Source organism: Microbacterium pollutisoli (assembly GCF_053586795.1).
On the sequence record NZ_JBNYWT010000004.1, the window covers coordinates 89,492 to 113,890 of the forward strand.

General features: G+C 68.0%; 30 protein-coding genes. 29 read left to right on the plus strand and 1 reads right to left on the minus strand.

Translation table 11 applies throughout. From position 1 onward, the window contains the following. Positions 1–3: 3 nt before the first annotated feature. Together ACQ143_RS10190 and ACQ143_RS10195 are read left to right on the plus strand one after the other, a co-directional pair. Positions 4–885, plus strand: a complete 882-nt coding sequence (locus tag ACQ143_RS10190; RefSeq protein WP_449570580.1) for an ABC transporter permease — start codon at positions 4–6, stop codon at positions 883–885. Further along, positions 878–2,665, plus strand: coding sequence for an ABC transporter ATP-binding protein (locus ACQ143_RS10195; protein WP_449570581.1), 1,788 nt, complete (start codon positions 878–880; stop codon positions 2,663–2,665). The genes ACQ143_RS10190 and ACQ143_RS10195 overlap by 8 nt, the downstream gene beginning before the upstream one ends. A gap of 5 nt (positions 2,666–2,670) precedes the next feature. On the opposite strand, the gene ACQ143_RS10200 is transcribed toward ACQ143_RS10195, so the two are convergent. Then, positions 2,671–5,004 (minus strand): glycosyltransferase, encoded by a 2,334-nt coding sequence (locus tag ACQ143_RS10200; protein ID WP_449570582.1) that lies wholly within the window; start codon positions 5,002–5,004, stop codon positions 2,671–2,673. Between the two features lie 75 nt (positions 5,005–5,079). Here ACQ143_RS10200 and ACQ143_RS10205 point away from each other — a divergent pair, with 75 nt between their 5' ends. The 27 genes from ACQ143_RS10205 to rplO all read left to right on the plus strand — a co-directional run bounded on the left by ACQ143_RS10205 (position 5,080) and on the right by rplO (position 24,342). Beyond that, on the plus strand, positions 5,080–6,246 hold the full coding sequence (locus ACQ143_RS10205) for a nucleotide sugar dehydrogenase (RefSeq protein WP_449570583.1): 1,167 nt from the start codon (positions 5,080–5,082) through the stop codon (positions 6,244–6,246). Positions 6,247–6,328: 82 nt separating this feature from the next. Further along, positions 6,329–8,425 carry a cellulase family glycosylhydrolase gene (locus ACQ143_RS10210; protein WP_449570584.1) on the plus strand — a complete coding sequence of 699 codons (2,097 nt, stop codon included), beginning with the start codon at positions 6,329–6,331 and terminating at the stop codon, positions 8,423–8,425. Positions 8,426–8,434: 9 nt separating this feature from the next. After that, positions 8,435–10,243: a DUF4012 domain-containing protein gene (locus ACQ143_RS10215; protein ID WP_449570585.1), complete on the plus strand. Its 1,809-nt coding sequence runs from the start codon at positions 8,435–8,437 to the stop codon at positions 10,241–10,243. Between the two features lie 95 nt (positions 10,244–10,338). Continuing rightward, a complete protein-coding gene (locus ACQ143_RS10220) occupies positions 10,339–11,865 on the plus strand; it encodes a sugar transferase (RefSeq protein WP_449570586.1) in 1,527 nt (508 codons plus the stop codon). Positions 11,866–11,902: 37 nt separating this feature from the next. Continuing rightward, entirely contained in the window at positions 11,903–12,394 is a 492-nt protein-coding gene (locus ACQ143_RS10225) for a VanZ family protein (RefSeq protein ID WP_449570587.1), read from the plus strand. A gap of 107 nt (positions 12,395–12,501) precedes the next feature. Beyond that, positions 12,502–12,717 carry an Rv0909 family putative TA system antitoxin gene (locus ACQ143_RS10230; protein ID WP_449570588.1) on the plus strand — a complete coding sequence of 72 codons (216 nt, stop codon included), beginning with the start codon at positions 12,502–12,504 and terminating at the stop codon, positions 12,715–12,717. Positions 12,718–13,176: 459 nt separating this feature from the next. Next, entirely contained in the window at positions 13,177–14,145 is a 969-nt protein-coding gene (locus ACQ143_RS10235) for a hypothetical protein (RefSeq protein ID WP_449570589.1), read from the plus strand. A 742-nt stretch (positions 14,146–14,887) separates the two neighbouring features. Continuing rightward, the gene (rpsJ, locus tag ACQ143_RS10240; protein WP_005050520.1) at positions 14,888–15,196 is read left to right on the plus strand and encodes a 30S ribosomal protein S10; all 309 of its coding nucleotides are present in this window, start codon (positions 14,888–14,890) and stop codon (positions 15,194–15,196) included. Between the two features lie 8 nt (positions 15,197–15,204). After that, positions 15,205–15,864 carry a 50S ribosomal protein L3 gene (gene rplC, locus ACQ143_RS10245; protein ID WP_449570590.1) on the plus strand — a complete coding sequence of 220 codons (660 nt, stop codon included), beginning with the start codon at positions 15,205–15,207 and terminating at the stop codon, positions 15,862–15,864. A 2-nt stretch (positions 15,865–15,866) separates the two neighbouring features. After that, complete coding sequence (gene rplD, locus ACQ143_RS10250) at positions 15,867–16,532, plus strand: 50S ribosomal protein L4 (RefSeq protein ID WP_449570591.1); 666 nt, start codon at positions 15,867–15,869, stop codon at positions 16,530–16,532. Beyond that, on the plus strand, positions 16,529–16,828 hold the full coding sequence (rplW, locus tag ACQ143_RS10255; protein ID WP_449570592.1) for a 50S ribosomal protein L23: 300 nt from the start codon (positions 16,529–16,531) through the stop codon (positions 16,826–16,828). Before rplD ends, rplW begins: the two co-directional genes overlap by 4 nt. Before the next feature lie 23 nt (positions 16,829–16,851). Continuing rightward, positions 16,852–17,691 carry a 50S ribosomal protein L2 gene (gene rplB, locus ACQ143_RS10260; protein ID WP_449570593.1) on the plus strand — a complete coding sequence of 280 codons (840 nt, stop codon included), beginning with the start codon at positions 16,852–16,854 and terminating at the stop codon, positions 17,689–17,691. Positions 17,692–17,704: 13 nt separating this feature from the next. Further along, on the plus strand, positions 17,705–17,986 hold the full coding sequence (gene rpsS / locus ACQ143_RS10265; protein ID WP_449570594.1) for a 30S ribosomal protein S19: 282 nt from the start codon (positions 17,705–17,707) through the stop codon (positions 17,984–17,986). Positions 17,987–18,026: 40 nt separating this feature from the next. Beyond that, entirely contained in the window at positions 18,027–18,419 is a 393-nt protein-coding gene (gene rplV / locus ACQ143_RS10270; RefSeq protein WP_449570595.1) for a 50S ribosomal protein L22, read from the plus strand. Further along, positions 18,419–19,165, plus strand: coding sequence for a 30S ribosomal protein S3 (gene rpsC, locus ACQ143_RS10275; RefSeq protein ID WP_449570596.1), 747 nt, complete (start codon positions 18,419–18,421; stop codon positions 19,163–19,165). Before rplV ends, rpsC begins: the two co-directional genes overlap by 1 nt. Beyond that, a complete protein-coding gene (gene rplP, locus ACQ143_RS10280; protein ID WP_150893235.1) occupies positions 19,165–19,584 on the plus strand; it encodes a 50S ribosomal protein L16 in 420 nt (139 codons plus the stop codon). Before rpsC ends, rplP begins: the two co-directional genes overlap by 1 nt. After that, on the plus strand, positions 19,584–19,895 hold the full coding sequence (rpmC, locus tag ACQ143_RS10285; RefSeq protein WP_183499688.1) for a 50S ribosomal protein L29: 312 nt from the start codon (positions 19,584–19,586) through the stop codon (positions 19,893–19,895). The genes rplP and rpmC overlap by 1 nt, the downstream gene beginning before the upstream one ends. Beyond that, complete coding sequence (gene rpsQ, locus ACQ143_RS10290) at positions 19,895–20,275, plus strand: 30S ribosomal protein S17 (RefSeq protein WP_449570597.1); 381 nt, start codon at positions 19,895–19,897, stop codon at positions 20,273–20,275. Before rpmC ends, rpsQ begins: the two co-directional genes overlap by 1 nt. Beyond that, positions 20,272–20,640 carry a 50S ribosomal protein L14 gene (gene rplN / locus ACQ143_RS10295; protein WP_449570598.1) on the plus strand — a complete coding sequence of 123 codons (369 nt, stop codon included), beginning with the start codon at positions 20,272–20,274 and terminating at the stop codon, positions 20,638–20,640. Before rpsQ ends, rplN begins: the two co-directional genes overlap by 4 nt. A gap of 2 nt (positions 20,641–20,642) precedes the next feature. Continuing rightward, on the plus strand, positions 20,643–21,002 hold the full coding sequence (gene rplX, locus ACQ143_RS10300) for a 50S ribosomal protein L24 (RefSeq protein WP_449570599.1): 360 nt from the start codon (positions 20,643–20,645) through the stop codon (positions 21,000–21,002). Between the two features lie 2 nt (positions 21,003–21,004). Then, positions 21,005–21,592 (plus strand): 50S ribosomal protein L5, encoded by a 588-nt coding sequence (gene rplE, locus ACQ143_RS10305; protein WP_449570600.1) that lies wholly within the window; start codon positions 21,005–21,007, stop codon positions 21,590–21,592. Positions 21,593–21,655: 63 nt separating this feature from the next. Then, positions 21,656–22,054 (plus strand): 30S ribosomal protein S8, encoded by a 399-nt coding sequence (gene rpsH / locus ACQ143_RS10310; protein ID WP_449570601.1) that lies wholly within the window; start codon positions 21,656–21,658, stop codon positions 22,052–22,054. 6 nt (positions 22,055–22,060) lie between these two features. Beyond that, positions 22,061–22,597 (plus strand): 50S ribosomal protein L6, encoded by a 537-nt coding sequence (gene rplF, locus ACQ143_RS10315; RefSeq protein WP_449570602.1) that lies wholly within the window; start codon positions 22,061–22,063, stop codon positions 22,595–22,597. Between the two features lie 2 nt (positions 22,598–22,599). Then, a complete protein-coding gene (gene rplR / locus ACQ143_RS10320; RefSeq protein ID WP_449570603.1) occupies positions 22,600–22,959 on the plus strand; it encodes a 50S ribosomal protein L18 in 360 nt (119 codons plus the stop codon). Next, positions 22,956–23,636, plus strand: coding sequence for a 30S ribosomal protein S5 (rpsE, locus tag ACQ143_RS10325; RefSeq protein ID WP_449570604.1), 681 nt, complete (start codon positions 22,956–22,958; stop codon positions 23,634–23,636). Before rplR ends, rpsE begins: the two co-directional genes overlap by 4 nt. Then, positions 23,636–23,821, plus strand: coding sequence for a 50S ribosomal protein L30 (gene rpmD / locus ACQ143_RS10330; RefSeq protein ID WP_167038504.1), 186 nt, complete (start codon positions 23,636–23,638; stop codon positions 23,819–23,821). The genes rpsE and rpmD overlap by 1 nt, the downstream gene beginning before the upstream one ends. Then, complete coding sequence (gene rplO, locus ACQ143_RS10335) at positions 23,821–24,342, plus strand: 50S ribosomal protein L15 (protein WP_449570605.1); 522 nt, start codon at positions 23,821–23,823, stop codon at positions 24,340–24,342. The genes rpmD and rplO overlap by 1 nt, the downstream gene beginning before the upstream one ends. The last annotated feature ends 57 nt before the right edge of the window (positions 24,343–24,399 follow it).

The following is a 24,399-nucleotide window of genomic DNA, read 5'->3' on the forward strand; positions in this document are numbered from 1 at the left end:
CACGTGGCGCTCAGGAAGGTTGTCGATTCTTTGGTGGATGCGCACCTTTCGTCAGCGACCGATGGCCTCTATGACATCGGACGCCGCCCGTCTCTCGGCACCTATCTCGCTGAGGCTTGGCGGCGGCGTAGCTTCGCTTTCACCCTGGCGGCCTACAAGCTGGTCGGCGGGTTGTTGCGTAACCGGCTCGGGGTGCTGTGGATCGTGCTCAAGCCTCTGCTCATGGCAATCCTGTACGGGACTATCTTCAACTTCATTCTGGCCGGTGCCGCACGGCCGGCGGATTTCGTACAGTTCATCATCATCGGGATCTTTATCTTCGAGTTCTTCACCGGCTCGTTCGGCAACGGCGCCAAGGCGGTGACCAGCAACACGAAACTTGTGCAGAGCTTCGGGTTCCCCCGCATCCTGCTGCCGGTAGCGGTCGTGGCGGAACAGGCCATGAAGATGATCCCGGTCGTCGTCCTGCTCGGCATCCTTCTGCTCGTCTTCGGGGAGCCGATCACCTGGTCGTGGCTGCTGATCTTCCCGCTGCTCGTCGTGATGGGGATCTTCAACCTGGGCGTCGCGCTGATCTTTGCGCGGCTGTCGGTGCACATCCGTGACGTGCAGCAGTTCATCCCCGTGATCAGCCGCCTGCTGTTCTACGCGAGCGGCATCATCTTCAGCGTCGACGGAGCGCTGGCGCCCTACCCCGTTCTGCTGACGATCGCGCACCTCATCCCGACGTACGAGTTCATCGCGATCGCCCGCGAGCTACTGCTCAGCTCATATACCGCGCCGCTGATCGCCTGGATCGCTGCTCCCATCTGGGCGCTGGTGACCGTGGTGGCCGGGGTGGTCTTCTTCTGGCAGGCCGAAGCGAGGTACGGCCTCAGTGACTGACCTGCTGCTCCCCACCGATTCGCTCGATGCGCAGCGCGCTGAGCGACGGGCGATGATCGTGGCCGATGACGCGCACGTGACGTACCGCGTGTACGCATCCGGCAAGCGCTTCAGCGCCCGCGACAACCTGCTCAGCCTGAAAACCTTCCGCGGAGGGCGCGACCTTCAGGAGGTGCCCGCCCTGCGCGGCGTGTCGTTCACAGCGGGCGAGGGCGAGACGATCGGTGTCGTCGGGCACAACGGGTCGGGCAAGTCGACACTCTTCCGTGCGATGACGGGGCTCATCCCGACCTCGGGCGGCACGATCTGGGCCCGCGACCGGCCTGTGCTGCTCGGCGTCAACGCGGCACTGGTCCCGGAACTCTCGGGCGAGAACAACATCAAGCTCGGCCTGCTGGCGATGGGGTACACCCCTGAGGAGGCCGCCGCACAGGTCGACGAGATCGCCGACTTCGCCGAACTCAACGAGTTCATCCATCATCCGATGCGCACCTACTCATCGGGGATGGCCGCACGATTGCGATTCGCCATCGCCTCGGCCAAAGCGCACTCCATCCTTCTCATCGACGAGGCGCTCGCCGTCGGCGACCGGCGCTTCAAAGCCAAGAGTGAGAAGCGCATCCGCGAACTGCAGGAGCAGGCCGGTCTCGTCATGATCGTGAGCCACTCGGCGGGATCGCTCAGAGACACGTGCGAGCGGGTGCTGTGGATCCACAAGGGTGAGCTTGTGGCCGACGGGCCCTCCGGCGACGTGATCGCCGACTATGTCAAGTGGACGAAGCAGCCCGGCAGCACCGCGGTCGGCGCCGCCGCGGCGACGAAGACGAAAGCGGCGCCGAAGCCGCCGACATTCCCACCTGCCAAGCCCGCGGCACAGACGTCTGCCGTGCCGGTCGCCGCACCCCGCGCCGCCGCAGCTCCCCAGGAGCCGTCGCTTTTCGACGAGCTCCTCGCCGTGGCATCCGCCGGAGCCGGGGAACGCGAGAACCCGCGTACCGCCGCACGACGCGACCGCTTCCGGCGGACGGCCCGCGAACGCCGCCGCAGGCGGCTCATCGCGTTGATGATCACGCTGGGGGTCCTGCTGCTGGCCGTCGCGGCGGGCGCGGCGATCGGCATCCTCACCCGGGTCCCCGATCCCGCACCGGCACCGGCCGGGGCCCCCATCACCGCCGGGCCCCCGGTCATCACCACCTTCACGTCGAGCACGGAATCGGTCGTGTGCGCCAGTGAAGACGAGGAGGCCACCGCCCGGTTCACCTGGCGCGTCGACAACGCGCGGGTGGTGGCGGTCGCAACCGGCGCCGTCGAGATCGACGCGGTCGCCGCACCGCTGCGCAATGATCTGCCGGCGGTGGCCGTCGAGCAGGAATTGCCATTCGCCTGCGCGGAGGAGACCCAGGTCTACACGCTGACCGCGGAGGGCCGCGATGGCGAACGGGTCAGCCACGCCATCACGGTGACGCGAGTGCTCGTGCCGGTCGCGGAGGAGCTCCCGGTGCCGCAGCAGACGCAACAACCCGTTCCCGACCGGCAGCCCCAGGCACCGCAGCAGCCGGCCCCCGCGCCCGCGCCTGAACCGAGCACCGAACCCGAGCCCACGGACCCCGCGCCCGAACCGACCGAGCCTGCGCCCGAGCCCACCGAGCCTGCGCCCGAACCGACGGAGCCCGCGCCCGAACCCACCGAGCCCGCGCCCGAACCGACTCAACCTCCCGAGACCGAGCCCGGCCCGGCACCGGTCATCCCCGTCGATCCGACGAGCGCGCTCGACATCTGAGGCGCCTATCGCGCGCGCAGCCAACCTTTGGCGCGATGCGCGAGCGGCCGCAAACCTGGCAGGCGCTGCAAGGCGGCGCGGCCGAACGGCGCCACAGCCTGCCACACGCGGCCGCCGAGCCGTGAGCCACTGTCGGTGCGGGCACGGCCGCGACGCGCGTGCTCGGCATAGAACACGAACAGTCCGAGCAGTGCACGGGCATCGTCCGCGGTCGGATCTGGACTGAACTCGGCCGGCAGCGTGCCGGAGACGACCCCCTCGTACAGCGTCGCGAAGTCGTACGACAGCGCGCGCCGCGCGGCGGCGACGGACGCCTGCGACAGTCGCGCGTACCGGGCGGGGTCATCGGCGAGGAGCGCGACCTGGCGGGCGAGCGCGTGCGCATCGCCCTGCGGCACCGAAAGGAGCCCTTCGTTCCCCTGCACGAGCGTCAGCCACGGCAGGTCGTACATGACGACGGGCAGCCCGCGTGCCTGCGCCTCGGCGATCGTCAGCTGATATCCCTCGATGATGCTCGTCGACACGAACACGTCGGCGGCGTCGATGGCGTCCAGGAGCTGCCGGCCGCGCCGCGGGCCGACGGCGACGACCCGGTCACCCACCCGTCGGCGTCGCGCTTCGGCGTTGAACTTCTTGGCGGTTACATCGTCCCAGTCGGGCCCGATCACCGTGAGGTCGTAGTCGACGCCCCTTCGCCGCAACTGCACGCCGACCTCGATCAGCTCATACACCTGCTTCGTGCGCTGTTCGAGCCGGCCCCACCAGATCAGCCGCACGCGCCCCGTGGGGGGAGCCTTGTCGACCGGCCCTTCGACTGCTTCTCGCAGCAGCGGCGACGGCGGGTTCGGCAGATAGGCGGCATGCGACACACCGCGCAGCTTGAAGTACGCCACATCGAGTGGGGAGAGCGTGATCACCTGCGCGAGCGTGCTGCTGCAGCGTTCGATGAGCGAGAGCCGATCATTGCCGTCATACAGGGGGCGGGCGACGAAGTTGTGCAGCCAGCCGATGGTCGCGGCGCCCTCGGCGCGCGACATGAGCGCATACTCGGGCCAGTGATCCGTGTAGAGCACTTGGTGGTCGATGACGACATCGACCTTGTGCTCGCGGCAGATGCGCCCCCAGTCTTCGAGCCGGCTCGGCAGGTCGCGTCCGCCCAGTTCGACGAAGGTGACGCCGGCCGGCAGGCCGCTGCTGTCGCTGTCGCCGTTGCGCGCGACGACCGTCACCTCGTACCCCGCGTCACGCAGGTAGTGCGCCTGCGACGTGAGCACCGCCGAGACGCCGCCGGTGCGCAGCGTCGACGTCGCCAGCAGCACGCTGCGCACCGGTGTGTCGTCGAGTCCCTGCCAGGGGGTGTGGAACTTCAGCGTGGAGAGCACGCGGGGATAGAAGCGGGCCGCGGCGTGCACCACGTCGTGGGCCGAGGCGACCGTGTGCAGATGTGCGAGCGCCGCGTCGACGGTCGTGCTGTCACTGCGGTCGATCAGCTGGGAGCACACGTAACCGATGATCGACAGCCGTGCGGATTCATAGCTGCGTCGCAGCAGATCCGCGTCCGGATGGTGCGCGCCCAGCGCGTCGACCGCCGCCGCGATCGCATCGATCGACCGGATCGCTGACGCATAGAACTCAGCCCGCTCGATCGAGTCGACGTCGTGGCCGCTCCCGCCACGGCCGAAGTGATATCGGTACAGCTTGTCAGGCATCGACGCGAAGGAGGTGGCCAGCGCGGCGGTCAGGAACAGCAGCGGCAGGTCGTTGACCCGTGGCAGCTCGAGATCCTCGGACACCATGGCGCACGCCTGGCGCAACACCGAGGTGCGGAACAGGAAGCGCCAGAGCTGACCCTGCGCGGGCTTGCCGATCGGGAACAGCCCCTTCAGCACCCCGGTGCCCTCGAGCGCGTGGTGCACCGGCTGCAAGCGCTGTTCATACGCGCCACCGGTCCGGCCGTCCTTCTCGACGACGGTGACACCGAAGCCCACGACATCGGCCCCCGATGCCTGGGCGAGGAGGAGCGCCTTGCGGGCGGCATCCGGAACGAGTTCGTCATCGCCGTCGAGGAAGAGCAGGTGGGGTGCCGCTGCGGCGAGGATGCCGGTGCGCCGCGCCTGGAAAGCCGACCGGTTGTGCGCGTGCTGCAGCAGGCGCACCCGGGTGTCTCGCGCGGCGAACCGCTCGATGACCGCGACCGTGCCGTCGGTGGAGGCGTCGTCGACGCAGAGGACCTCGATCTCCTGGAGCGTCTGCTCCAGGCAGCTGGTCAATGCGGCGGCGACGGTCGCCTCGTCGTTGAAGACCGGCAAGACGATCGAGATCAGGGGCGCCGCAGTCATCGGCGTCGAGTCTATCGGCGCGGCCCCGCGCACCCGTATGAAATACCCACCGCCGACCGGGATACGCTTTTCCGCATGAAGATCGCCATCGCCGGCACCGGCTATGTGGGCCTGTCGAACGCCGTCATCCTCGCGCAGAACCACACCGTGACCGCCGTCGACCTCGATCCGCACAAAGTCGAACTGATCAATCGGCGCGTCTCGCCGATCGTCGACGCGGAGCTCGAGGAGTACCTCGCGACCCGTGAGCTCGACCTGACCGCCACCGTCGACGGCCCCGCCGCCTACCGCGACGCCGAGCTGGTCGTCGTGGCCACCCCGACCAACTACGACGAAGACACCAACTACTTCGACACCTCGTCTGTCGAATCGGTCATCGATGCGGTGCTCGCCGTCAACCCCGCCGCGACGATCGTCATCAAATCCACCGTGCCGGTCGGGTTCACCGAGCGTGTCCGCGCCGAACGTCCCGGTGCGGTCATCGTGTTCTCGCCCGAGTTCCTGCGCGAGGGGCAGGCGCTCTACGACAACCTGCATCCGTCACGCATCGTCGTGGGTGACCGTGGCCCGGCGGGGCAGCGCTTCGCCGACCTGCTGCTCGAAGGCGCGATCGATGAGAACGTGCCGGTGCTGCTGACCGACCCCACCGAGGCCGAGGCGATCAAGCTGTTCGCCAACACCTATCTGGCATTGCGTGTCGCCTACTTCAACGAACTCGACACCTACGCGGCCGTGCGCGGACTCGACGCGCGCCAGGTCATCGAGGGCGTGGGACTGGACCCCCGCATCGGGTCGCACTACAACAACCCCTCGTTCGGCTACGGCGGATACTGCCTGCCCAAAGACACCAAGCAGCTGCTCGCCAATTACTCCGAGGTGCCGCAGAACCTCATCGCCGCGATCGTCGACGCCAACAGCACCCGCAAGGACTTCGTCGCCGCCGACATCCTCGCCCGCGAACCGCAGACGGTGGGCGTCTACCGCCTGGTCATGAAGTCGGGGTCGGACAACTTCCGCGCCTCGTCGATCCAGGGGATCATGAAGCGCATCAAGGCGAAGGGCGTCAACGTCATCGTCTACGAACCCAGCCTCGAAGAGGACGACTTCTACCACTCCGAGGTCGTCCGTGACCTCGACGCGTTCAAGGCACGGGCCGATGTGATCATCGCCAACCGCTCGACCGACGTCCTCGCCGACGTCGCCCACAAGGTCTACACGCGCGACATCTACGGCCGCGACTGAGATGCTTCTTTCCCGGACCGTGCTCTCAGAGACGTCTGCGAGGATGGTGCACCGTTGTGCCGACGAGACATGAGGTGATGGGTTGCGCGTTCGCAAATGGCAGTGGGTGACCGGTGGGGCCGTGGTGGTGGCTCTGGGGGCGGCGGCTGTGGGCATCGCCCTGGCGGCCTCCGGCGGGGCCGAGCCCGAAGTCGCACCCGACACGCCGACGCCGACCGTGACGCCTACGCCCACTCCGACCCCCACCCCGGTCGCGATGCCGAGCTCGGTGGCGGCCATCGGCGATCTCGGCTCCTGGGCGCAGGCGCCCACCACCAAGATCGCGCGCGTGCTGCCGCAGGTCGGTGACGCGGCCAGCGGATCGGTCGCCGCCTACGTCGACGCTCCGGTCGTCGACGGCGAGACCACCGCTTTGGAAGTCGAAGCCGAGGTCGTCGCGGGACAGTCCTACGACTTCTCCGCGCAGATGCGCGTGCTGTCGCCGCTGCCGACCGACGTGGCCGCGAGCGTGATGATCGGCGACCGGCGCATCGAACTGCCCGAACTCGACGCCGAATGGGACACCGTGATCGGCAGCTTCGTCGCTCCGGCGGACGCCACGACCACCAGCGTGCGGATCGTGCTCGACGGGCCGGTCTCGGGACTGGGGGTCGACGATGTCACTCTCGTTCCCGCCGACGGCGGCGACAACGTCATCCCGAACCCGTCGTTCGAGAAGGTCAACGGCGGCGACGTCATCCTCAACCGTACGCTCATCCTCCCCGCCGACGAACCCCTGCTGGCAGTGCGGATGCCGGAGGGCGCCGCTACCTGGCAGGCTGCGAACGACGCCGGTGACGTCGTCGCCCGAGGCAGCGCCGAGGTGACCCGGGCCGTCGACGCGTTCGAGCTGGAGGGGCTCGAGCAGGGCTATTACACCCTGACGGTCACCGACTCGGCCGGAGACGCGGTCTCCACCAAGCTCGGGCTGATCGACTACGCCGGGGACGCCGTGCCGGTCGATCCCCGTTTCGGAGTCGGCCTGCACGTCGAGCGTGACTGGTACGACGACGCCGCCGACCTGGCCAACACACTCGGCCTGGGCCTTGCCCGCAACGACATCCTCTGGCGACACAACGAGACGACCAAGGGGGAGTACCGCTGGGACAAGCGGTACGCCGACGGGTTCGACCGGCTGCACGCCCACGGCATCCACCTGCTGGGCATCGTGAACTACGGCAACAAGCTGTACGGCAGCGAGCGCACGCCCGACACGCCCGCCGCCATCGCCGCCTACGGCCGGTATGCCGCCGCCATCGCCGATCGCTTCGACCTGATCGGCCTCGAAGTGTTCAACGAGTTCAACCACGATCGCTTCAACAAGACCGGGTGCGGCACCGACCCGTCCTGCTACGTGCCGCTGCTGCAGTCGGTGGAGAAGGAAGTGCGCAAGATCGATCCCGACCTGCCTCTGGTCGCCGGGTCGACGGCGCGGTACGACGCCGACTGGTTCGACGGCCTGTGGCGCGACGGTGGACTCGAATACTCCGACGTCGTCAGCTTCCACCCCTACGAGGTCAGCGGCAACCCGGAATCGCTGGCAGGCATCATCGCGACCGCGAACAAGAGCATGCAGACCCACGGCGGTGACACCCGCCCGATCTGGATCACCGAGCTGGGCACGTCGTCGAAGACCGGCGGTCGCACCGTCAACGCCCAAGCCGACTACCTCGTGCGCACCTCGATCACCGCGTTCGCGAACGGCGTCGAGAAGTTCTTCTGGTACGACCTGGTCAACGACAGCCCCGACCCCGACGTGCACGAAGGCAACTTCGGGATGTACTACCAGAAGAAGCCCGGGGTGGCCGCGCTGCAGCCCAAGCCGGTCGGCTATGCGCAGGCGCTGATGATCACCCAGCTGGGCGGCCGGGAGTACCTCGACAAGGAGACGCTCGCCGACGGCGTGCTGTCGTACCGGTTCGGGACCGCCGACGACGCGATGCGGGTCGCGTGGGCGCCGGGCGGCGACACCACGGTCGAGATCCCGTCGGACGAGCCGATCACCTTGGTCCGGATGTCGGGGGCCACCGCGGTGGTGTCACCGGTCGACGGGGTGGTCACCGTCACCCTCGGGGCGCGCCCCACCTTCCTCGCACCGGCCGGGGCGCCACCAGCCGTTTCCCAGACCCCCGCCCCGTAAAATCGACCCATGCCACCCGAGACTCGTCGTGCTGCCCGCGCGGCGGCCGCTGACGCCGAGACCCGGCGGCGCGCGGCACGGCAGACCGGGCGGTCCTCATCGGCGCGCGCACGCTCCACGACAGAACCGAGCGGCCGTCGCCGCGCGGTGGGCATCGTCGTCGCGGTCATCGCCGTCATCCTGCTCGGGATCGCCGCCTGGCTGGGCTTCCGTGCGCTGACCGTCAAGAACGATCTCACCGAGGCACGTGCGGCGCTGACCGGCGCGACGGACGGCGGCGACTTCCGTACGGCGTTCGCGACGGTCGCCGACAAGTCCGCCTCTGCCGCGAGCGCCACCGCCGACCCGATCTGGCGCGTGGCCGAGTACGTGCCGTGGGCGGGCGAGAACCTGCGCGCCGTGCGGTTGGCCTCGGAAGCTCTGAATGTGGTCGCGAACGGCATCGGTGTGCCGGTGCTCGACCTGCAGGCCGACGGGCAGGGTGAGATCCTCGCGCGCGCTCTGCCGGTCATCGAGTCGGGGGCGCAGACCCTGGCGCCGGTCACAGAGGAACTTCTCGCCATCGCCGACTCGCCGATGCTGATCGGCATGGTGCGCGACGGCGTCGACGAGGTGGCTGCCGTGCTCGAGCCGGCGCAGCCCCTGCTCGAGCTCATGCCCACGCTGCTGGGCGCGGATTCGCCCAAGCACTACCTGCTCGTGTTCCAGAACAACGCCGAATCACTGCCGCTGGGCGGCAGTGCGGCGTCACAGACGCTGCTCAGTGCGGATGCCGGTGACCTCGAGATCGTGACCCAGGCCAGCAGCGGATCGTTCGAAGAGAAGGTGCCGCTCGACTTCGAGGTGTCGGACGGCGCGGCGGCGCTCTACGGGTCGACCCTCGGCAAGCGCATCAACATGTCGACCACGCAGCCCGACTGGCCGACCGCGGCGCAGATGATCGTCGCTTTCTGGCACCGCGACATCGACGACACCGCCATCGACGGTGTCGTGTCGATCGACCCGGTGGCGCTGTCCCGCATCCTCGTGGCCACCGGGCCCATCACCGTCGATGACGTCACCATCGACGACTCGAACGCCGTCGACATCCTGCTCAGCGACGTGTACGAGTGGTGGGACGCCTACACCCGGTCCGGCGCCGTCGCCACCGATGAGTTCTTCGCGGCGACGGCCGCGCAGGTCTTCGACACCGTCGCGTCGGGCGACTTCGATCTGAAAGACATGCTCTGGGCTGTCAACGAGAGCGTCGCGCAGGGCAGCATCATGGCCTGGATGGCCGATGAGAACGTGCAGTCCGTGCTCGAAGACGGCGGCCGCATCGCCGGTATCCTGCCCACGACCAATGACGACCAGACCACCCTGGGCGTCTACTTCCGCGACGTGTCGGCGTCGAAGATCGACTATTACATGGACACCACCGTCGACGCGGCGATGACGTGCGACGCCGGAACCGCGACGCTGACAGCCACCGCCACGCTGCACCTCGACCTCACGCAGGACGAAGCCGACGCCCTCCCGCGTTACGTGCAGAGCTTCCGCAACGGCAGCTCGTACTTCAGCACGCAGGTGTTCCTGTACGCACCGCCCGGATTCGAGGTCGCCGATGTCGACGTCGCCGGAAACTGGGTCGAGCCGTTCCGTGAGGGCAACGTCGATCTCGGTCGCGTCGTGGCGCCTTTCCAGATGCGCATCACACCTGGTGAGACCGTGACGGTGACGGCGACGTTCACCGGCGCGCAGCCGGAAGGCGCCCTCGACGTGCGCACCACCCCGATGGTGCGGGCGACCGATCTGCTGGTTTCCGACACCTGCGGATGAGCGGCAGGCCGCCCTCGTTCCACGGACAGGCGGGACGACTCGGTTTACTCTGTTACCAGTGAGTCCCCGGACGCGTCTGGTGAGAGAGGGTGATCGTGCTTGACGGTGTCGTGGGGCGTGGTCGGCTGGTGAGCGCCGCCGACGCGCGGAAAGCGGACAAGCGCGCCCGCCGGGCGGCCTGGGCCGTCTCTGCCCGACGCACTTCTCGCGACTGGCCGGCCCGCTACGCGGGATGGCTCGTCTACAGCGACGTTGCGGTCATCGTGGTGACGATGCTCCTGTTCCGCGTGCTCATGCTGCCACTCGGGCCTGTGGAGGTGTCGTGGCCGGGCGGTTTCCACGTGCCGTACTGGATCGCGCTTCTGGTCGTCGCGGGGGTCTGGCTGATCGGACTGAGCGTGGCCGACACGCGCGAGCGGCACATCGTCGGCAACGGCATCCACGAGTATCGCCGCATCGTCAACGCGACCATCGGCGTGTTCGCCTTCTGCGTCGCCCTGGCCTTCTTCCTGCGGATGGATGTCTCACGCGCCCTGTTCGTCGTCGCGATGCCGGTCGGCATGGTCGGCCTTCTGTTCACGCGGTGGCTGTGGCGACAGTGGCTGCGGGATCAGCAGCGCAACGCGAAGTACGTCTACCGGGCGCTCGTGCTGGGGGAGCCGCGCAAAGCGGGGCATGTCATCGATTCGATCCGCCGCGAGCACGGATCCGGGTTCGACATCGTGGGGGTGATCGGTCCCGGCGAGGTCGGGACGCTGATCAAGCACGTCCCCGTGGTCGGCGGGTTCTCACAGGTCGTCGACGCGATGGACGCGACCGACGCCGACACGATCATCATCGCGGGCGCCGACGACCTCGGGCCCGAAGCGACCCGCCGGCTCGGCTGGGATATCGCCGACCGCGAAGGCAACCTCGTCGTCGCGCCCGCGCTCACCGACGTCGCAGGCCCCCGCATCCACACCCGACCCGCCGCCGGCCTGCCGCTCGTGCACGTCGAGTTCCCCCGCCTCGAAGGGGCCAAGCGCATCAGCAAGCGCGCGTTCGACATCGTGTGCTCGATCCTGCTGATCATCGTGCTGTCCCCGGTGATGCTCGCGGCGGCGATCGCGATCCGCGTCGAATCCGAAGGCCCCGTGATCTACCGGCAGGTGCGCATCGGCCGCCGCGGCCGCGAGTTCGGCATGCTCAAGTTCCGCTCCATGGTCGCCGATGCCGACGACCAGCTCGCCAGCCTCCTCGACCTGCAGGGCACCAGCGACCGCCCCCTGTTCAAGATCAACGACGACCCGCGCATCACCGCCGTCGGCCGGTTCATCCGGAAGCACTCCATCGACGAGCTGCCGCAGCTGTTCAACGTCCTCACCGGCCACATGAGCCTGGTCGGGCCCCGGCCGCAGCGGGCCGCGGAAGTGGAGCTGTACGACGAGGCCGCGCGGCGCCGGATGCTCGTCAAGCCGGGCATGAGTGGACTGTGGCAGGTGAGCGGGCGCTCGGCCCTGTCGTGGGAGGACGCCCTACGCCTCGACCTCTACTACGTCGAGAACTGGTCGTTCACCCAGGACCTGCAGATCCTCTTCCGCACCGTGCGGGCCGTGCTCGCCCCCGGCAACAGCGCGCGGTGACGCGGGCCGCATCGCCGCGTGTGCGTAGGATCGACGGATGCCTGACTCGAGCCCGCCCAGCACCAGCGGACCCCGGCACTTCCTCGTTAGGCTGCTCGCCGTCGGCTACGGCGGTTTCGTAGCGTTCGTCGTCTTCTGGCCGAGCCCCATCGACCGCCCGGTGGCGGGCATGCTCGACAGGGTGATCGCCGAGCTGCATGAGCGCGGCGTGCCCGGTTTCGTCGATTACGCGTTCATCGAGTTCAGTGCGAACGTCGCGCTGTTCATCCCTCTCGGCATCCTCTTCGGGCTCGCTCTGCCGATGACGTGGTGGGCCGTGATGCTCCTGCTCGGCCCGGCCCTGTCGGGATTCATCGAGCTGGTGCAATCTGTCGTGCTCGCGGAGCGCTACGCCTCGGTGCACGACGTGATCGCCAATTCCATCGGTGCGACCATCGGGGTGCTACTCGCCCTGACGCTGCGCGCCGTGGTCGCGCAACGCGACGATCGCGTCATCGAGCGCTGGGAGTTCGAGCGCGCCCGCGCGTGATCTTTACCGCGTCGCACGCCGAACGGGCGACGATTCGGGCTTGTCGAGCACTGAACTCGCGCGACACAATGGCACCGACGCCCGCCGGGCGAGTGAGGAGTGCAGGCATGGGTATCGACGACATCGTGAACAAAGGCAAAGAGTTCCTCGAGCAGAACAAGGACAAGATCGACGACGCTCTCAAGTCCGAGCAGGCCGAGGGCATCAGCGACAACGTGCTCGACACCGCCGCGGACTTCGTCAAGAAGGTCGCGCCCGACAGCGTCGACCAGCACGTCGACGGCGTCCGCGACAAAATCGACGGGGCCATCGGCAACGAGTGACAACGGCGCTTCGCGCACCCGAGGGGTGGATGCCACGGCATCCACCCCTCTCACTTTCCTCCCGACCTTGCCCTCCTCCTCCCGACCCTTGCCCACCTCCTCCCCGACCTTGCCCTCGTCCTCCCGACCTTGCCCTCCTCATCGCGACCTTGTCCTCGTTGCCGTGACCTTGCTCTCGTTGCCGTGACCTTGTCCTCCTCATCGCGACCTTGCTCTCCTCGTCGTGACCTTGTCCTCCTCATCGCGACCTTGCTCTCCTCGTCGTGACCTTGCCGACATGGTCGGCGAGAAAGTGACAAGGTGGGCGCGAGACCAACAATCCCGGCGAGAAAGTGACAAGGTCGGCGAGGGCGAGGGCGAGGGCGAGGGCGAGGGCGGCACTGTGGAGAGTGACGGGGCTTTCCACAGGTGGTGCGAACTGGCGCCCGTGATGGCGGCTGGCGCGGCATGCTGTCCCACATGCTCGAACCTCGCCACCGGCTGCCCGCGCGACCCGACCGTGCGCGCCTGGTGCCCGAGACCTTCCGTCGCGCCGGTGCCGTTCCCGAGGATGCCCTGGTGACCGTGCGCCAGGGGGTGCAGGTATGGAAGAGCGAGTGGGATGAGCTGTACGCGGAGGGGCGCATCCGCACGCGCGCGCACGCCGTGTTCGCGCGGGCACGCGGCGATCGAGCCGTGGCATCCCACGCCACCGCCGCAGCGCTCCACCGGCTGCCGTTGTATCGCGTGCGCGACGATCGCATCGAGGTGACCTGTCCGGGATCGACCACGCGGCACAACGCGGGTGACGTCGTGCGGCACCAGGCGTCCCTGGCGAACGATGAGATCGAGGTGATCGACGGGATCCCGGTCACTTCGCTCGCGCGCACCGTGTACGACGTGATTCGCAGCGTTTCGCTCGAGGCCGCCGTGGGCGTGTTCGACGCGGCGTTGCGGTCGGTGGCGTGGAACGACCGGACGCGGACGCTCGACACCGAGTCGGATGCGGCGTTCCGATCACGGATCGACACGATGATCCGCGGCCACGCGGGTGCGCGAGGTATTCGTCAGGCGCGGTTCGTCGCGGGAGTGGCCGACGGGCGGGCGCAGCTTCCCGGCGAGTCGATCGCCAGGCTGGGGATGCTGCTGCTCGGAGCTCCGACCCCGGACCTGCAGTATCGGGTCGAGGACGGATCGGGGCGTCTCGCGCTGCTGGATTTCGCGTTCCCATCGCTGGGACGCTGGCTCGAATTCGACGGGAGCATCAAGTACGACGACCCGTACCTGCTCGGTGATCAGACCGCCGAGGAGGTGCTCGATGCCCAGGCCGAGCGCGAGTCGTGGGTGCGGCGGGTGACGGGCTGGCGTGTGGACCGGCTCGGCTTCGATGAGGCGCGCGACCTGAGCGATCTCGCGAAATTCCTCCGCGGGATCGGGCTGATCTACTAAGGCCTCGCCCGGCAGCCCGGGGCCGACCCTGCGGTTACCCCGTCGAACGGGCCCCGCCGCGCCATCCGCCGAGCTTGTCCCTCCGGCGCCGAGCTTGTCCTTTCGGTGGCGAGCTTGTCCTTTCGGCGTCGAGCTTGTCGGCAATCTCGGCGAGGACAGGACACGCTCGGCGGGGGGAGAACAAGCTCGGGGAGGGGAGGACGCGCTCGGTGAGGGGAGGACAAGCTCGGGGAGGGGAGGACACGCTCGGGGAGGGGAGGACAAGCTCGGGGAGGGGAGGACAAGCTCGGCGGGGGGAGGACAAGCTCGGCGGGGGGAGGGTGGGGTCGGGAGCGAGGGGTCTGACGGCGGCTGAGGATACGCCGAATGCGACACGCCCGGGTTTGCGACACGCCCGGGCGACACGTAGACTGTACAGGTTCCACATTTCCGGTGCCGCCTGCGCGTGCGCCGGAATCACTGCCAGGGCAGTGCATAGGCGGCGCCCCTCCTCACGGAGCCGGGTGCAGGGTCCTAGGCCGCGGGCAGCAGAACACCACATCCACCCCACACCTCTCGGGAGACCGGGTTCGTGCGCGCGCGTGCGACAGGGGGGTGGATGCCGCGGGCCCCGGCCCGCGGATTGACATCAGAACAGCGGTGCAGCATCCATCACCCCGGTGATGAACAAGTGCCCGGCGCGCAAGCGCCCCGTGCGTCCAATGCCCGTGAGGTAAGACGCGAGAAAGAGAGTGAGCAGACAATGGCGGGACAGAAGATCCGCATTCGCCTGAAGTCGTATGACCACGAGGTCATCGACACGTCGGCGCGCAAAATCGTCGACACCGTGACCCGTGCCGGTGCCACGGTTGTGGGCCCCGTGCCCCTTCCGACCGAGAAGAACGTCGTGTGCGTCATCCGGTCGCCCCACAAGTACAAGGACAGCCGCGAGCACTTCGAGATGCGCACCCACAAGCGTCTGATCGACATCATCGACCCGACCCCCAAGGCGGTCGACTCGCTCATGCGCCTGGACCTGCCGGCCGACGTCAACATCGAGATCAAGCTCTGAGGTTCGACATGGCTGACATCAACTCCAAGGTTTCCAAGGGCCTGCTGGGTACCAAGCTCGGCATGACCCAGGTCTGGGACGAGAACGGCAAGCTCGTTCCCGTCACCGTCATCGAGGTCGCGCCGAACGTGGTCACCCAGGTTCGCACGCCCGAGAAGGACGGCTACAACGCGGTGCAGATCGCCTACGGGCAGATCGACCCCCGCAAGGTCAACAAGCCGGCCACGGCCCACTTCGAGGCCGCCGGTGTGACCCCGCGTCGCCACCTCACCGAGATCCGCACGGCGGACGCTGCTGACTACTCACTCGGTCAGGAGCTCACCGTCGACGGCGTGTTCGAGGCAGGCCAGCTGGTCGACGTCGTCGGCACCAGCAAGGGCAAGGGCACCGCGGGTGTCATGAAGCGCCACAACTTCCAGGGCGTCTCGGCCTCGCACGGTGCTCACCGCAACCACCGCAAGCCCGGCTCGATCGGCGCCTCGGCGACCCCGGGCCGCGTCTTCAAGGGCATGCGCATGGCCGGCCGTATGGGTGGCGAGCGCGTGACCGTCCTCAACCTCACGGTGCACGCCATCGACGCCGAGAAGGGTCTGCTGCTCGTCAAGGGCGCCGTCCCCGGTGCGCGCGGCCGCATCGTCTACGTCCGCAACGCAGTGAAGGGTGCCTGATCATGGCTGACTCGACTCTCGCGCTCGACGTCGTGAAGGCCGACGGCAAGAAGGCCGGCTCCGTGGAGCTGCCCGCCGCGCTCTTCGACGTCAAGACGAACATTCCGCTGATCCACCAGGTCGTCGTCGCGCAGCTCGCGGCGGCTCGCCAGGGCACCCACTCGACCAAGCGTCGCGGTGAGGTCTCCGGCGCCGGTCGCAAGCCCTTCAAGCAGAAGGGCACCGGTAACGCCCGCCAGGGTTCGATCCGGGCGCCGCAGATGACCGGCGGTGGCATCGTCCACGGCCCGAAGCCGCGTGACTACGCGCAGCGCACCCCCAAGAAGATGGTCGCCGCCGCCCTGCTGGGCGCGCTCAGCGACCGCGCTCGCGGTGGCCGCCTGCACATCGTCGACTCGTTCGGCATCGAGGGCACCCCGTCGACCAAGGCCGCCGCGGCGGTCCTGGCGAAGCTCGCCCCGACGCAGAAGAACATCCTCGTCGTCATCGAGCGTGGCGACGAGCTCACGGTCAAGTCCGTCCGCAACCTCGCCTACGTGCACGTGCTGACGTTCGACCAGCTCAACGCCTACGACGTGCTCGTCTCCGACGACATCGTCTTCACCAAGGCCGCCTACGACGCCTTCGTGGCGGCGAAGGCCGGCAAGACCGAGGAGGTCTCGGCATGACCGCCCTGAACAAGGACCCGCGCGACATCATCCTCAAGCCGGTCGTCTCGGAGAAGAGCTACGGGCTCATCGACGAGGGCAAGTACACGTTCCTCGTGGACCCCCGTGCGACCAAGACCGAGATCAAGCTCGCCATCGAGAAGATCTTCGGCGTCAAGGTCGCCGCGGTGAACACGCTCAACCGCCCGGGCAAGGCCCGTCGCACCCGCTTCGGCACCGGCAAGCGCAAGGACACCAAGCGCGCCATCGTGACCCTGAAGTCGGGCACCATCGACATCTTCACGGCCGTCGGCTGACAGCTGGGATAGAGGACTAGAACATGGCTATTCGCAAGTACAAGCCCACGACCCCGGGTCGCCGCGGTTCGTCGGTGGCCGACTTCGCCGAGATCACCCGATCGACGCCGGAGAAGTCGCTGCTGCGTCCGCTCAGCAAGAGCGGCGGTCGCAACAACCAGGGCCGCATCACGACCCGTCACATCGGTGGTGGCCACAAGCGCCAGTACCGCGTCATCGACTTCCGTCGCAATGACAAGGACGGCGTCAACGCCAAGGTCGCGCACATCGAGTACGACCCCAACCGCACCGCGCGCATCGCGCTGCTGCACTACTTCGACGGTGAGAAGCGTTACATCCTCGCCCCGAACAAGCTGAAGCAGGGCGACATCGTCGAGTCGGGCGCCGGCGCCGACATCAAGCCCGGCAACAACCTGCCGCTGCGCAACATCCCCACCGGTACCGTGATCCACGCGATCGAGCTCCGCCCCGGCGGCGGCGCGAAGCTGGCGCGCTCGGCCGGTGCCTCGGTGCGTCTCGTCGCCAAGGACGGCCCCTACGCGCAGCTGCGTCTGCCCTCGGGTGAGATCCGCAACGTCGACGCCCGCTGCCGCGCCACCATCGGCGAGGTCGGCAACGCCGAGCAGTCGAACATCAACTGGGGCAAGGCCGGCCGCAAGCGCTGGAAGGGCGTGCGCCCGACCGTCCGTGGTGTCGCCATGAACCCGGTCGACCACCCGCACGGTGGTGGTGAGGGCAAGACGTCCGGTGGTCGCCACCCCGTCAGCCCGTGGGGTCAGGCCGAGGGCCGGACCCGTCGCCCCAACCTGGAAAGCGACAAGTACATCGTTCGCCGTCGCACGACCGGCAAGAAGCGGAAGTAGGTAGGAGAGGAAGATGCCTCGCAGCCTTAAGAAGGGCCCCTTCGTCGACGAGCACCTGCTTCGCAAGGTGGTCGCCCAGAACGAAGCCGGCACCAAGAACGTCATCAAGACCTGGTCCCGTCGCTCGATGATCGTCCCGGCCATGCTGGGTCACACGATCGCCGTGCACGACGGACGCAAGCACATCCCCGTGTTCGTGTCCGAGACCATGGTCGGTCACAAGCTGGGCGAGTTCGCGCCCACCCGCACCTTCCGCGGCCATGAGAAGGACGACAAGAAGGGCCGCCGCCGCTGACGCGGGGGCGCTCACAAGCAGAGAAGGAGGAGGAGCACACATGGTCGAATCCATCGCACGCGTGAAGCACATTCGCGTGACCCCTCAGAAGGCTCGTCGTGTCGTCGCGCTCATCAAGGGCAAGCAGGCTCAGGAGGCCCTGGCCATCCTGAAGTTCGCGCCCCAGGGTGCCAGCGAGCCGATCTACAAGCTCGTCGCGTCGGCTGTCGCCAACGCCCGCGTCACCGCGGACAAGGACGGCGAGTACCTGGACGAGGCAGACCTGTACGTGAAGAACGCGTACGTGGACGAGGGGACGACGCTCAAGCGCTTCCAGCCCCGCGCCCAGGGTCGCGCGTTCCAGATCAAGAAGCGCACGAGCCACATCACGGTTCAGCTCGCGACCCCCGAGGTCGCCGAGGCTGGCACGAGCAACAAGAAGGCGAGCAAGTAATGGGACAGAAAGTCAGCCCCTACGGCTTCCGCCTCGGCATCACCACGGACCACGTGTCGCGTTGGTTCTCGGACTCCACCAAGCCCGGCCAGCGTTACGCCGACTACGTGGCCGAGGACATCAAGATCCGCAACATGCTGCGGTCGAACCTCGACCGTGCCGGCGTGAGCCGTATCGAGATCGAGCGCACGCGTGACCGCGTCCGCGTCGACATCCACACCGCCCGTCCGGGCATCGTCATCGGCCGCCGCGGCGCCGAGGCCGAGCGCATCCGCGCCGACCTCGAGAAGCTGACCGGCAAGCAGATCCAGCTGAACATCCTCGAGGTCAAGAACCCCGAGGCCGACGCTCAGCTGGTCGCGCAGGGTGTCGCCGAGCAGCTCGCCGCGCGCGTGGCGTTCCGCCGCGCGATGCGCAAGGGCCTGCAGGGCGCGCAGCGCGCCGGCGCCAAGGGTGTCCGCATCCAGGTGTCGGGCCGTCTGGGCGGCGCCGAGATGAGCCGGTCGGAGTTCTACCGCGAGGGTCGTGTGCCGCTGCACACGCTGCGCGCGAACATCGACTACGGCTTCTACGAGGCCAAGACCACCTTCGGCCGCATCGGCGTGAAGGTCTGGATCTACAAGGGCGACCTCACCAACAAGGAGCTCGCGCGCGAGCAGGCCAACCAGAAGCCTTCCCGCGACCGCGGCGACCGTCGTCGTGGCCCCCGCAGCGAGGCCCCCGTCGCAGAAGGAGCGTCTGCCTGATGCTTATTCCCCGCAAGGTCAAGTACCGCAAGCAGCACCACCCGGGTCGTTCGGGTCAGGCCACCGGCGGCACGAAGGTCTCCTTCGGCGAGTTCGGCATCCAGGCCCTGACGCCCGCGTACGTGACGAACCGTCAGATCGAGTCCGCTCGTATCGCGATGACCCGTCACATCAAGCGTGGCGGCAAGGTGTGGATCAACATCTACCCCGACCGTCCGCTCACCAAGAAGCCGGCCGAAACCCGCATGGGTTCCGGTAAGGGCTCGCCGGAGTGGTGGGTCGCCAACGTCAAGCCGGGTCGCGTCCTGTTCGAGGTCGCGGGTGTCGATGAGACCCTCGCGCGCGAGGCGCTGACCCGTGCCATCCACAAGCTGCCCCTGAAGGCACGCATCATCAAGCGCGAGGAGGGCGACGCGTAATGGCTGTCGGCACCAAGACGCTCGCCCCGAGCGAGCTGGACACGTTCGAGGACCAGCGCCTCGTCGAGGAGCTGCGCAAGGCCAAGGAAGAGCTGTTCAACCTGCGCTTCCAGTCGGCCACCGGCCAGCTCGAGAGCCACGGCCGCATCCGTGCGGTCAAGCGCGACATCGCGCGGCTCTACACCGTCATCCGTGAGCGCGAGCTCGGCATCCGTGCCACGCCCGCGCCGGCCGAGGTGGCGACGAAGGCGAAGAAGAAGGCCAAGAAGGCGGATGCCGCTGACGAGGCCGTGAAGGAAGAGGCCGAGTAATGGCTGACACGACCGAGAAGAAGGCGCCCGCCAAGAAGGCGGCCGCCGCCAAGGCCGAGGCTGTCGTCGAGGCTCCCGCACAGGCTGCCGGCCACGAGTCGGCCGAGCACGACGTGCGCGACGCCGACGCCCGTGGCTACCGCAAGGCACGCCGCGGCTACGTCGTCAGCGACAAGATGGACAAGACGATCGTCGTCGAGGTCGAGGACCGCGTGAAGCACCCCCTCTACGGCAAGGTCATCCGTCGCACCTCCAAGGTGAAGGCGCACGATGAGGGCAACACCGCCGGCATCGGCGACCTTGTCGTCATCAACGAGACCCGCCCGCTGAGCGCCACCAAGCGCTGGCGTCTGGTGGAGATTCTGGAGAAGGCCAAGTGATTCAGAACGAGTCCCGCCTCAAGGTCGCCGACAACACCGGCGCCAAGGAGCTGCTCACCATCCGCGTGCTCGGCGGCTCCGCCCGTCGCTACGCGGGTCTGGGTGACATCGTCGTGGCCACCGTCAAGGACGCGATCCCGGGCGGCAACGTGAAGAAGGGCGATGTGGTCAAGGCCGTCATCGTCCGCACCAAGAAGCAGACCCGTCGTGCCGACGGTTCGTACATCAAGTTCGACGAGAACGCCGCCGTCATCCTGAAGAACGACGGGGAGCCCCGCGGCACCCGCATCTTCGGGCCGGTCGGCCGTGAGCTGCGCGACAAGCGGTTCATGAAGATCGTCTCGCTCGCCCCGGAGGTCATCTGATCATGGCGAAGATCAAGAAGGGCGACCTGGTTCAGGTCATCTCGGGCCCCAAGCCCGAGCGCGGCGGCGACCGCGGCAAGCAGGGCAAGGTCCTCGAGGTCCTTGTCGAGCAGAACCGCGTCATCGTCGAGGGCGTGAACTACGTCACCAAGCACAACCGCGTGGGCCAGTCCCAGCGCGGTGCGAAGACGGGCGGCATCGAAACGATGGAAGCCCCCATCCACATCTCCAACGTCGCACTGGTCGACCCCGAGACGAAGAAGCCGACCCGCGTCGGTCACCGCGTCGAGGAGCAGACCAAGGACGGCGTCAAGCGCACCGTCCGTGTGCGCTTCGCGAAGAAGAGCGGCAAGGACCTCTGAACATGAGCACCACCACTGCCGCGGCGGCTGGCAAGATCCAGCCCCGCCTGAAGCAGAAGTACCAGAGCGAGATCAAGAAGGCTCTGCAGGACGAGTTCGGCTACGCCAACGTCATGCAGATCCCCGGTCTCGTGAAGGTCGTCGTCAACACCGGTGTCGGTGAGGCCGCGCGCGACAGCAAGGTCATCGAAGGCGCGGTCGCCGACCTCGTCAAGATCACCGGTCAGAAGCCGGTCGTCACCAAGGCCCGCAAGTCCATCGCGCAGTTCAAGCTGCGTGAGGGTCAGCCCATCGGCGCGCACGTCACCCTCCGCGGCGACCGCGCGTGGGAGTTCATCGACCGCCTGGTCAACCTCTCGCTGCCCCGCATCCGCGACTTCCGCGGCCTGTCGCCCAAGCAGTTCGACGGCCACGGCAACTACACGTTCGGCCTGCAGGAGCAGGCGGTCTTCCACGAGATCGACCAGGACAAGATCGACCGTGTCCGCGGCTTCGACATCACGATCGTGACCACGGCGAAGACCGACGACGAGGGCCGCTCGCTGCTGCGTCAGCTCGGCTTCCCGTTCAAGGCCGACGACGCGCAGTAATCACATCACGAAGGTCGGCTGTCGTGTAACGGCATCCGAAACCACTGAACAAAGGAACCACACATGGTAATGACAGACCCGGTCGCAGATATGCTGACCCGTCTGCGCAACGCGAACTCGGCGCACCACGACACCGTGTCGCTGCCCAGCTCGAAGCTCAAGACCCACATCGCCGAGATCCTCCAGCAGGAGGGCTACATCGCCGGCTACGAGGTCTCCGACGCCCGCGTCGGCCAGACCCTCACCCTCACGCTGAAGTACGGCCCGAACCGCGAGCGGTCGATCGCCGGTATCAAGCGCGTCTCCAAGCCCGGTCTGCGCGTGTACGCACGCTCGACCGAGCTGCCCAAGGTCCTCGGTGGCCTGGGCGTGGCGATCCTGTCCACCTCCTCCGGTCTTCTCACGGACCGTCAGGCCGAGCAGAAGGGCGTCGGCGGGGAAGTCCTCGCCTACGTGTGGTGATCTGACATGTCGCGTATCGGACGTCTTCCCATCGACATCCCCGCCGGGGTGACCATCACGGTCAACGGCCAGGACGTCGTCGTCAAGGGCCCGAAGGGTGAGCTCTCGCTCGCCGTCGCCAAGCCCATCGAGGTCAAGGTCGAGGAGAACCAGGTCCTGGTCTCGCGCCCCGACGACGAGCGTGAGTCGCGCTCGTTGCACGGGCTGACCCGCACCCTCATCAACAACAACATCATCGGCGTCACCCAGGGCTACTCCAAGGGCCTGGAGGTCGTCGGCACGGGCTACCGCGTGCAGCAGAAGGGCACGGCGATCGAATTCGCCCTCGGCTTCTCGCACCCGGTCCTGGTCGAGGCCCCCACCGGCATCACCCTGACCGTCGAAGGCAACAACAAGGTCACGGTCAGCGGTATCGACAAGCAGGCCGTCGGCGAGGCCGCGGCCAACATCCGCAAGATCCGCAAGCCCGAGCCCTACAAGGGCAAGGGTGTGCGCTACGCGGGCGAGGTCGTGCGCCGCAAGGCCGGAAAGGCTGGTAAGTAATCATGGCTGTGAAGTCGAAGACCGACGCCCGCGCGCGTCGTCACGCCCGCCTTCGCAAGAAGGTCGTCGGCACCGAGGCGCGGCCGCGCCTGGTCGTGACCCGTTCGGCCCGCCACGTGTTCGTGCAGGTGGTGGACGACAGCAAGGGCCACACCGTGGCATCCGCTTCCACGCTCGAGAACGACCTGCGTGCGTTCGACGGTGACAAGACCGCCAAGGCCCGCAAGGTCGGCGAGCTCGTCGCCGAGCGTGCCAAGGCCGCCGGCATCGCCGAGGTCGTGTTCGACCGCGGCGGCAACCGCTACGCCGGTCGCGTCGCCGCGATCGCCGAGGGCGCCCGCGAAGGAGGGCTGAACCTGTGAGTGACAACAAGGAGACCGAAGTGACCGCCACTGAGCAGGCCGCGCCCGAGCAGGCTGCGACCGAGCGCGAGGCCCGCGAGCCCCGCCGCGGCGGCCGCGAGCGCAACCAGGGCCGCGACAACCGCAACTCGCGTGACCGTGGGGACAACCAGTTCCTCGAGCGTGTCGTGACGATCAACCGCGTGTCGAAGGTCGTCAAGGGTGGTCGCCGGTTCAGCTTCACGGCCCTCGTGGTCGTGGGCGACGGCAACGGCCTCGTCGGGGTCGGCTACGGCAAGGCCCGCGAGGTGCCCCTGGCCATCTCGAAGGGTGTCGAAGAGGCCAAGCGCAACTTCTTCCGCGTGCCCCGCGTCGGCTCGACCATCCCGCACCCGGTGCAGGGTGAGGCCGCCGCCGGTGTGGTGCTGCTGCGTCCGGCCGCCGCCGGTACCGGTGTCATCGCCGGTGGTCCGGTCCGTGCCGTGCTCGAGTGCGCCGGCATCCACGACGTCCTGTCGAAGTCGCTCGGCTCGTCGAACACGATCAACATCGTGCACGCGACCGTCGAGGCGCTGCAGGGCCTCGAGGAGCCCCGCGCCGTGGCCGCACGTCGTGGCCTCGACTACGACGCCGTCGTGCCCGAGATCATCATCCGCAACGAGGCCAAGGCCGCCGCTGCGCAGAAGGCAGGTGTGTGATGGCGAGCCGCCTGAAGGTGACCCAGATCAAGTCCAAGGTGAGCGAGAAGCAGAACCAGCGCGACACGCTGCGCTCGCTCGGTCTGAAGCGGATCGGCGACTCGGTCGTCCGTCCCGACGACGCGCAGACGCGCGGCTACGTCAAGACCGTCGCTCACCTCGTGAAGGTTGAGGAGATCGACTGATGGCCGAGAAGGCTGAGAAGAAGGCGACCGCCACCAAGGCTGCGCCCAAGAAGGATGCCGGCAAGACCGCCGAGGCGACCCGTCCCGGCGTGCTGAAGGTCCACCACCTGCGTCCGGTCCCCGGCGCCAACACCGCCAAGACCCGCGTGGGTCGCGGTGAGGGCTCCAAGGGCAAGACCGCCGGCCGCGGCACCAAGGGCACCAAGGCCCGCTACCAGGTGAAGGTCGGCTTCGAGGGTGGGCAGATGCCCCTCCACATGCGTACGCCGAAGCTGCGCGGGTTCAAGAACCCGTTCCGCGTCGAGTACCAGGTGGTCAACCTCGACAAGCTCGCCGAGCTGTACCCCAACGGCGGCGACGTGACCGTGAGCGACCTGGTCGCCAAGGGCGCGGTGCGCAAGAACGAGAAGGTCAAGGTCCTCGGCAACGGTGACATCACCGTCGCGCTGAACGTGGACGTCGACAAGGTCTCGGGTACCGCCGAGCAGAAGATCGTCGCCGCGGGCGGTTCGATCAAGTAGTCCTGTGACAGGGGCCGGAGCCAGCCTCCGGCCCCTGTTGCCGTACTCTGGTAGACG

Excerpts from the sequence above, each read along its gene's own strand:
- ACQ143_RS10200 (WP_449570582.1), bottom strand. The coding sequence starts at position 5,004 with ATGACTGCGGCGCCCCTGATCTCGATCGTCTTGCCGGTCTTCAACGAC.
- ACQ143_RS10205 (WP_449570583.1), top strand. The coding sequence starts at position 5,080 with ATGAAGATCGCCATCGCCGGCACCGGCTATGTGGGCCTGTCGAACGCC.
- ACQ143_RS10215 (WP_449570585.1), top strand. The coding sequence starts at position 8,435 with ATGCCACCCGAGACTCGTCGTGCTGCCCGCGCGGCGGCCGCTGACGCC.
- ACQ143_RS10225 (WP_449570587.1), top strand. The coding sequence starts at position 11,903 with ATGCCTGACTCGAGCCCGCCCAGCACCAGCGGACCCCGGCACTTCCTC.
- ACQ143_RS10230 (WP_449570588.1), top strand. The coding sequence starts at position 12,502 with ATGGGTATCGACGACATCGTGAACAAAGGCAAAGAGTTCCTCGAGCAG.
- ACQ143_RS10235 (WP_449570589.1), top strand. The coding sequence starts at position 13,177 with ATGCTCGAACCTCGCCACCGGCTGCCCGCGCGACCCGACCGTGCGCGC.
- rpsJ (WP_005050520.1), top strand. The coding sequence starts at position 14,888 with ATGGCGGGACAGAAGATCCGCATTCGCCTGAAGTCGTATGACCACGAG.
- rplC (WP_449570590.1), top strand. The coding sequence starts at position 15,205 with ATGGCTGACATCAACTCCAAGGTTTCCAAGGGCCTGCTGGGTACCAAG.
- rplD (WP_449570591.1), top strand. The coding sequence starts at position 15,867 with ATGGCTGACTCGACTCTCGCGCTCGACGTCGTGAAGGCCGACGGCAAG.
- rplW (WP_449570592.1), top strand. The coding sequence starts at position 16,529 with ATGACCGCCCTGAACAAGGACCCGCGCGACATCATCCTCAAGCCGGTC.
- rplB (WP_449570593.1), top strand. The coding sequence starts at position 16,852 with ATGGCTATTCGCAAGTACAAGCCCACGACCCCGGGTCGCCGCGGTTCG.
- rpsS (WP_449570594.1), top strand. The coding sequence starts at position 17,705 with ATGCCTCGCAGCCTTAAGAAGGGCCCCTTCGTCGACGAGCACCTGCTT.
- rplV (WP_449570595.1), top strand. The coding sequence starts at position 18,027 with ATGGTCGAATCCATCGCACGCGTGAAGCACATTCGCGTGACCCCTCAG.
- rpsC (WP_449570596.1), top strand. The coding sequence starts at position 18,419 with ATGGGACAGAAAGTCAGCCCCTACGGCTTCCGCCTCGGCATCACCACG.
- rplP (WP_150893235.1), top strand. The coding sequence starts at position 19,165 with ATGCTTATTCCCCGCAAGGTCAAGTACCGCAAGCAGCACCACCCGGGT.
- rpmC (WP_183499688.1), top strand. The coding sequence starts at position 19,584 with ATGGCTGTCGGCACCAAGACGCTCGCCCCGAGCGAGCTGGACACGTTC.
- rpsQ (WP_449570597.1), top strand. The coding sequence starts at position 19,895 with ATGGCTGACACGACCGAGAAGAAGGCGCCCGCCAAGAAGGCGGCCGCC.
- rplX (WP_449570599.1), top strand. The coding sequence starts at position 20,643 with ATGGCGAAGATCAAGAAGGGCGACCTGGTTCAGGTCATCTCGGGCCCC.
- rplE (WP_449570600.1), top strand. The coding sequence starts at position 21,005 with ATGAGCACCACCACTGCCGCGGCGGCTGGCAAGATCCAGCCCCGCCTG.
- rpsH (WP_449570601.1), top strand. The coding sequence starts at position 21,656 with ATGGTAATGACAGACCCGGTCGCAGATATGCTGACCCGTCTGCGCAAC.
- rplF (WP_449570602.1), top strand. The coding sequence starts at position 22,061 with ATGTCGCGTATCGGACGTCTTCCCATCGACATCCCCGCCGGGGTGACC.
- rplR (WP_449570603.1), top strand. The coding sequence starts at position 22,600 with ATGGCTGTGAAGTCGAAGACCGACGCCCGCGCGCGTCGTCACGCCCGC.
- rpmD (WP_167038504.1), top strand. The coding sequence starts at position 23,636 with ATGGCGAGCCGCCTGAAGGTGACCCAGATCAAGTCCAAGGTGAGCGAG.
- rplO (WP_449570605.1), top strand. The coding sequence starts at position 23,821 with ATGGCCGAGAAGGCTGAGAAGAAGGCGACCGCCACCAAGGCTGCGCCC.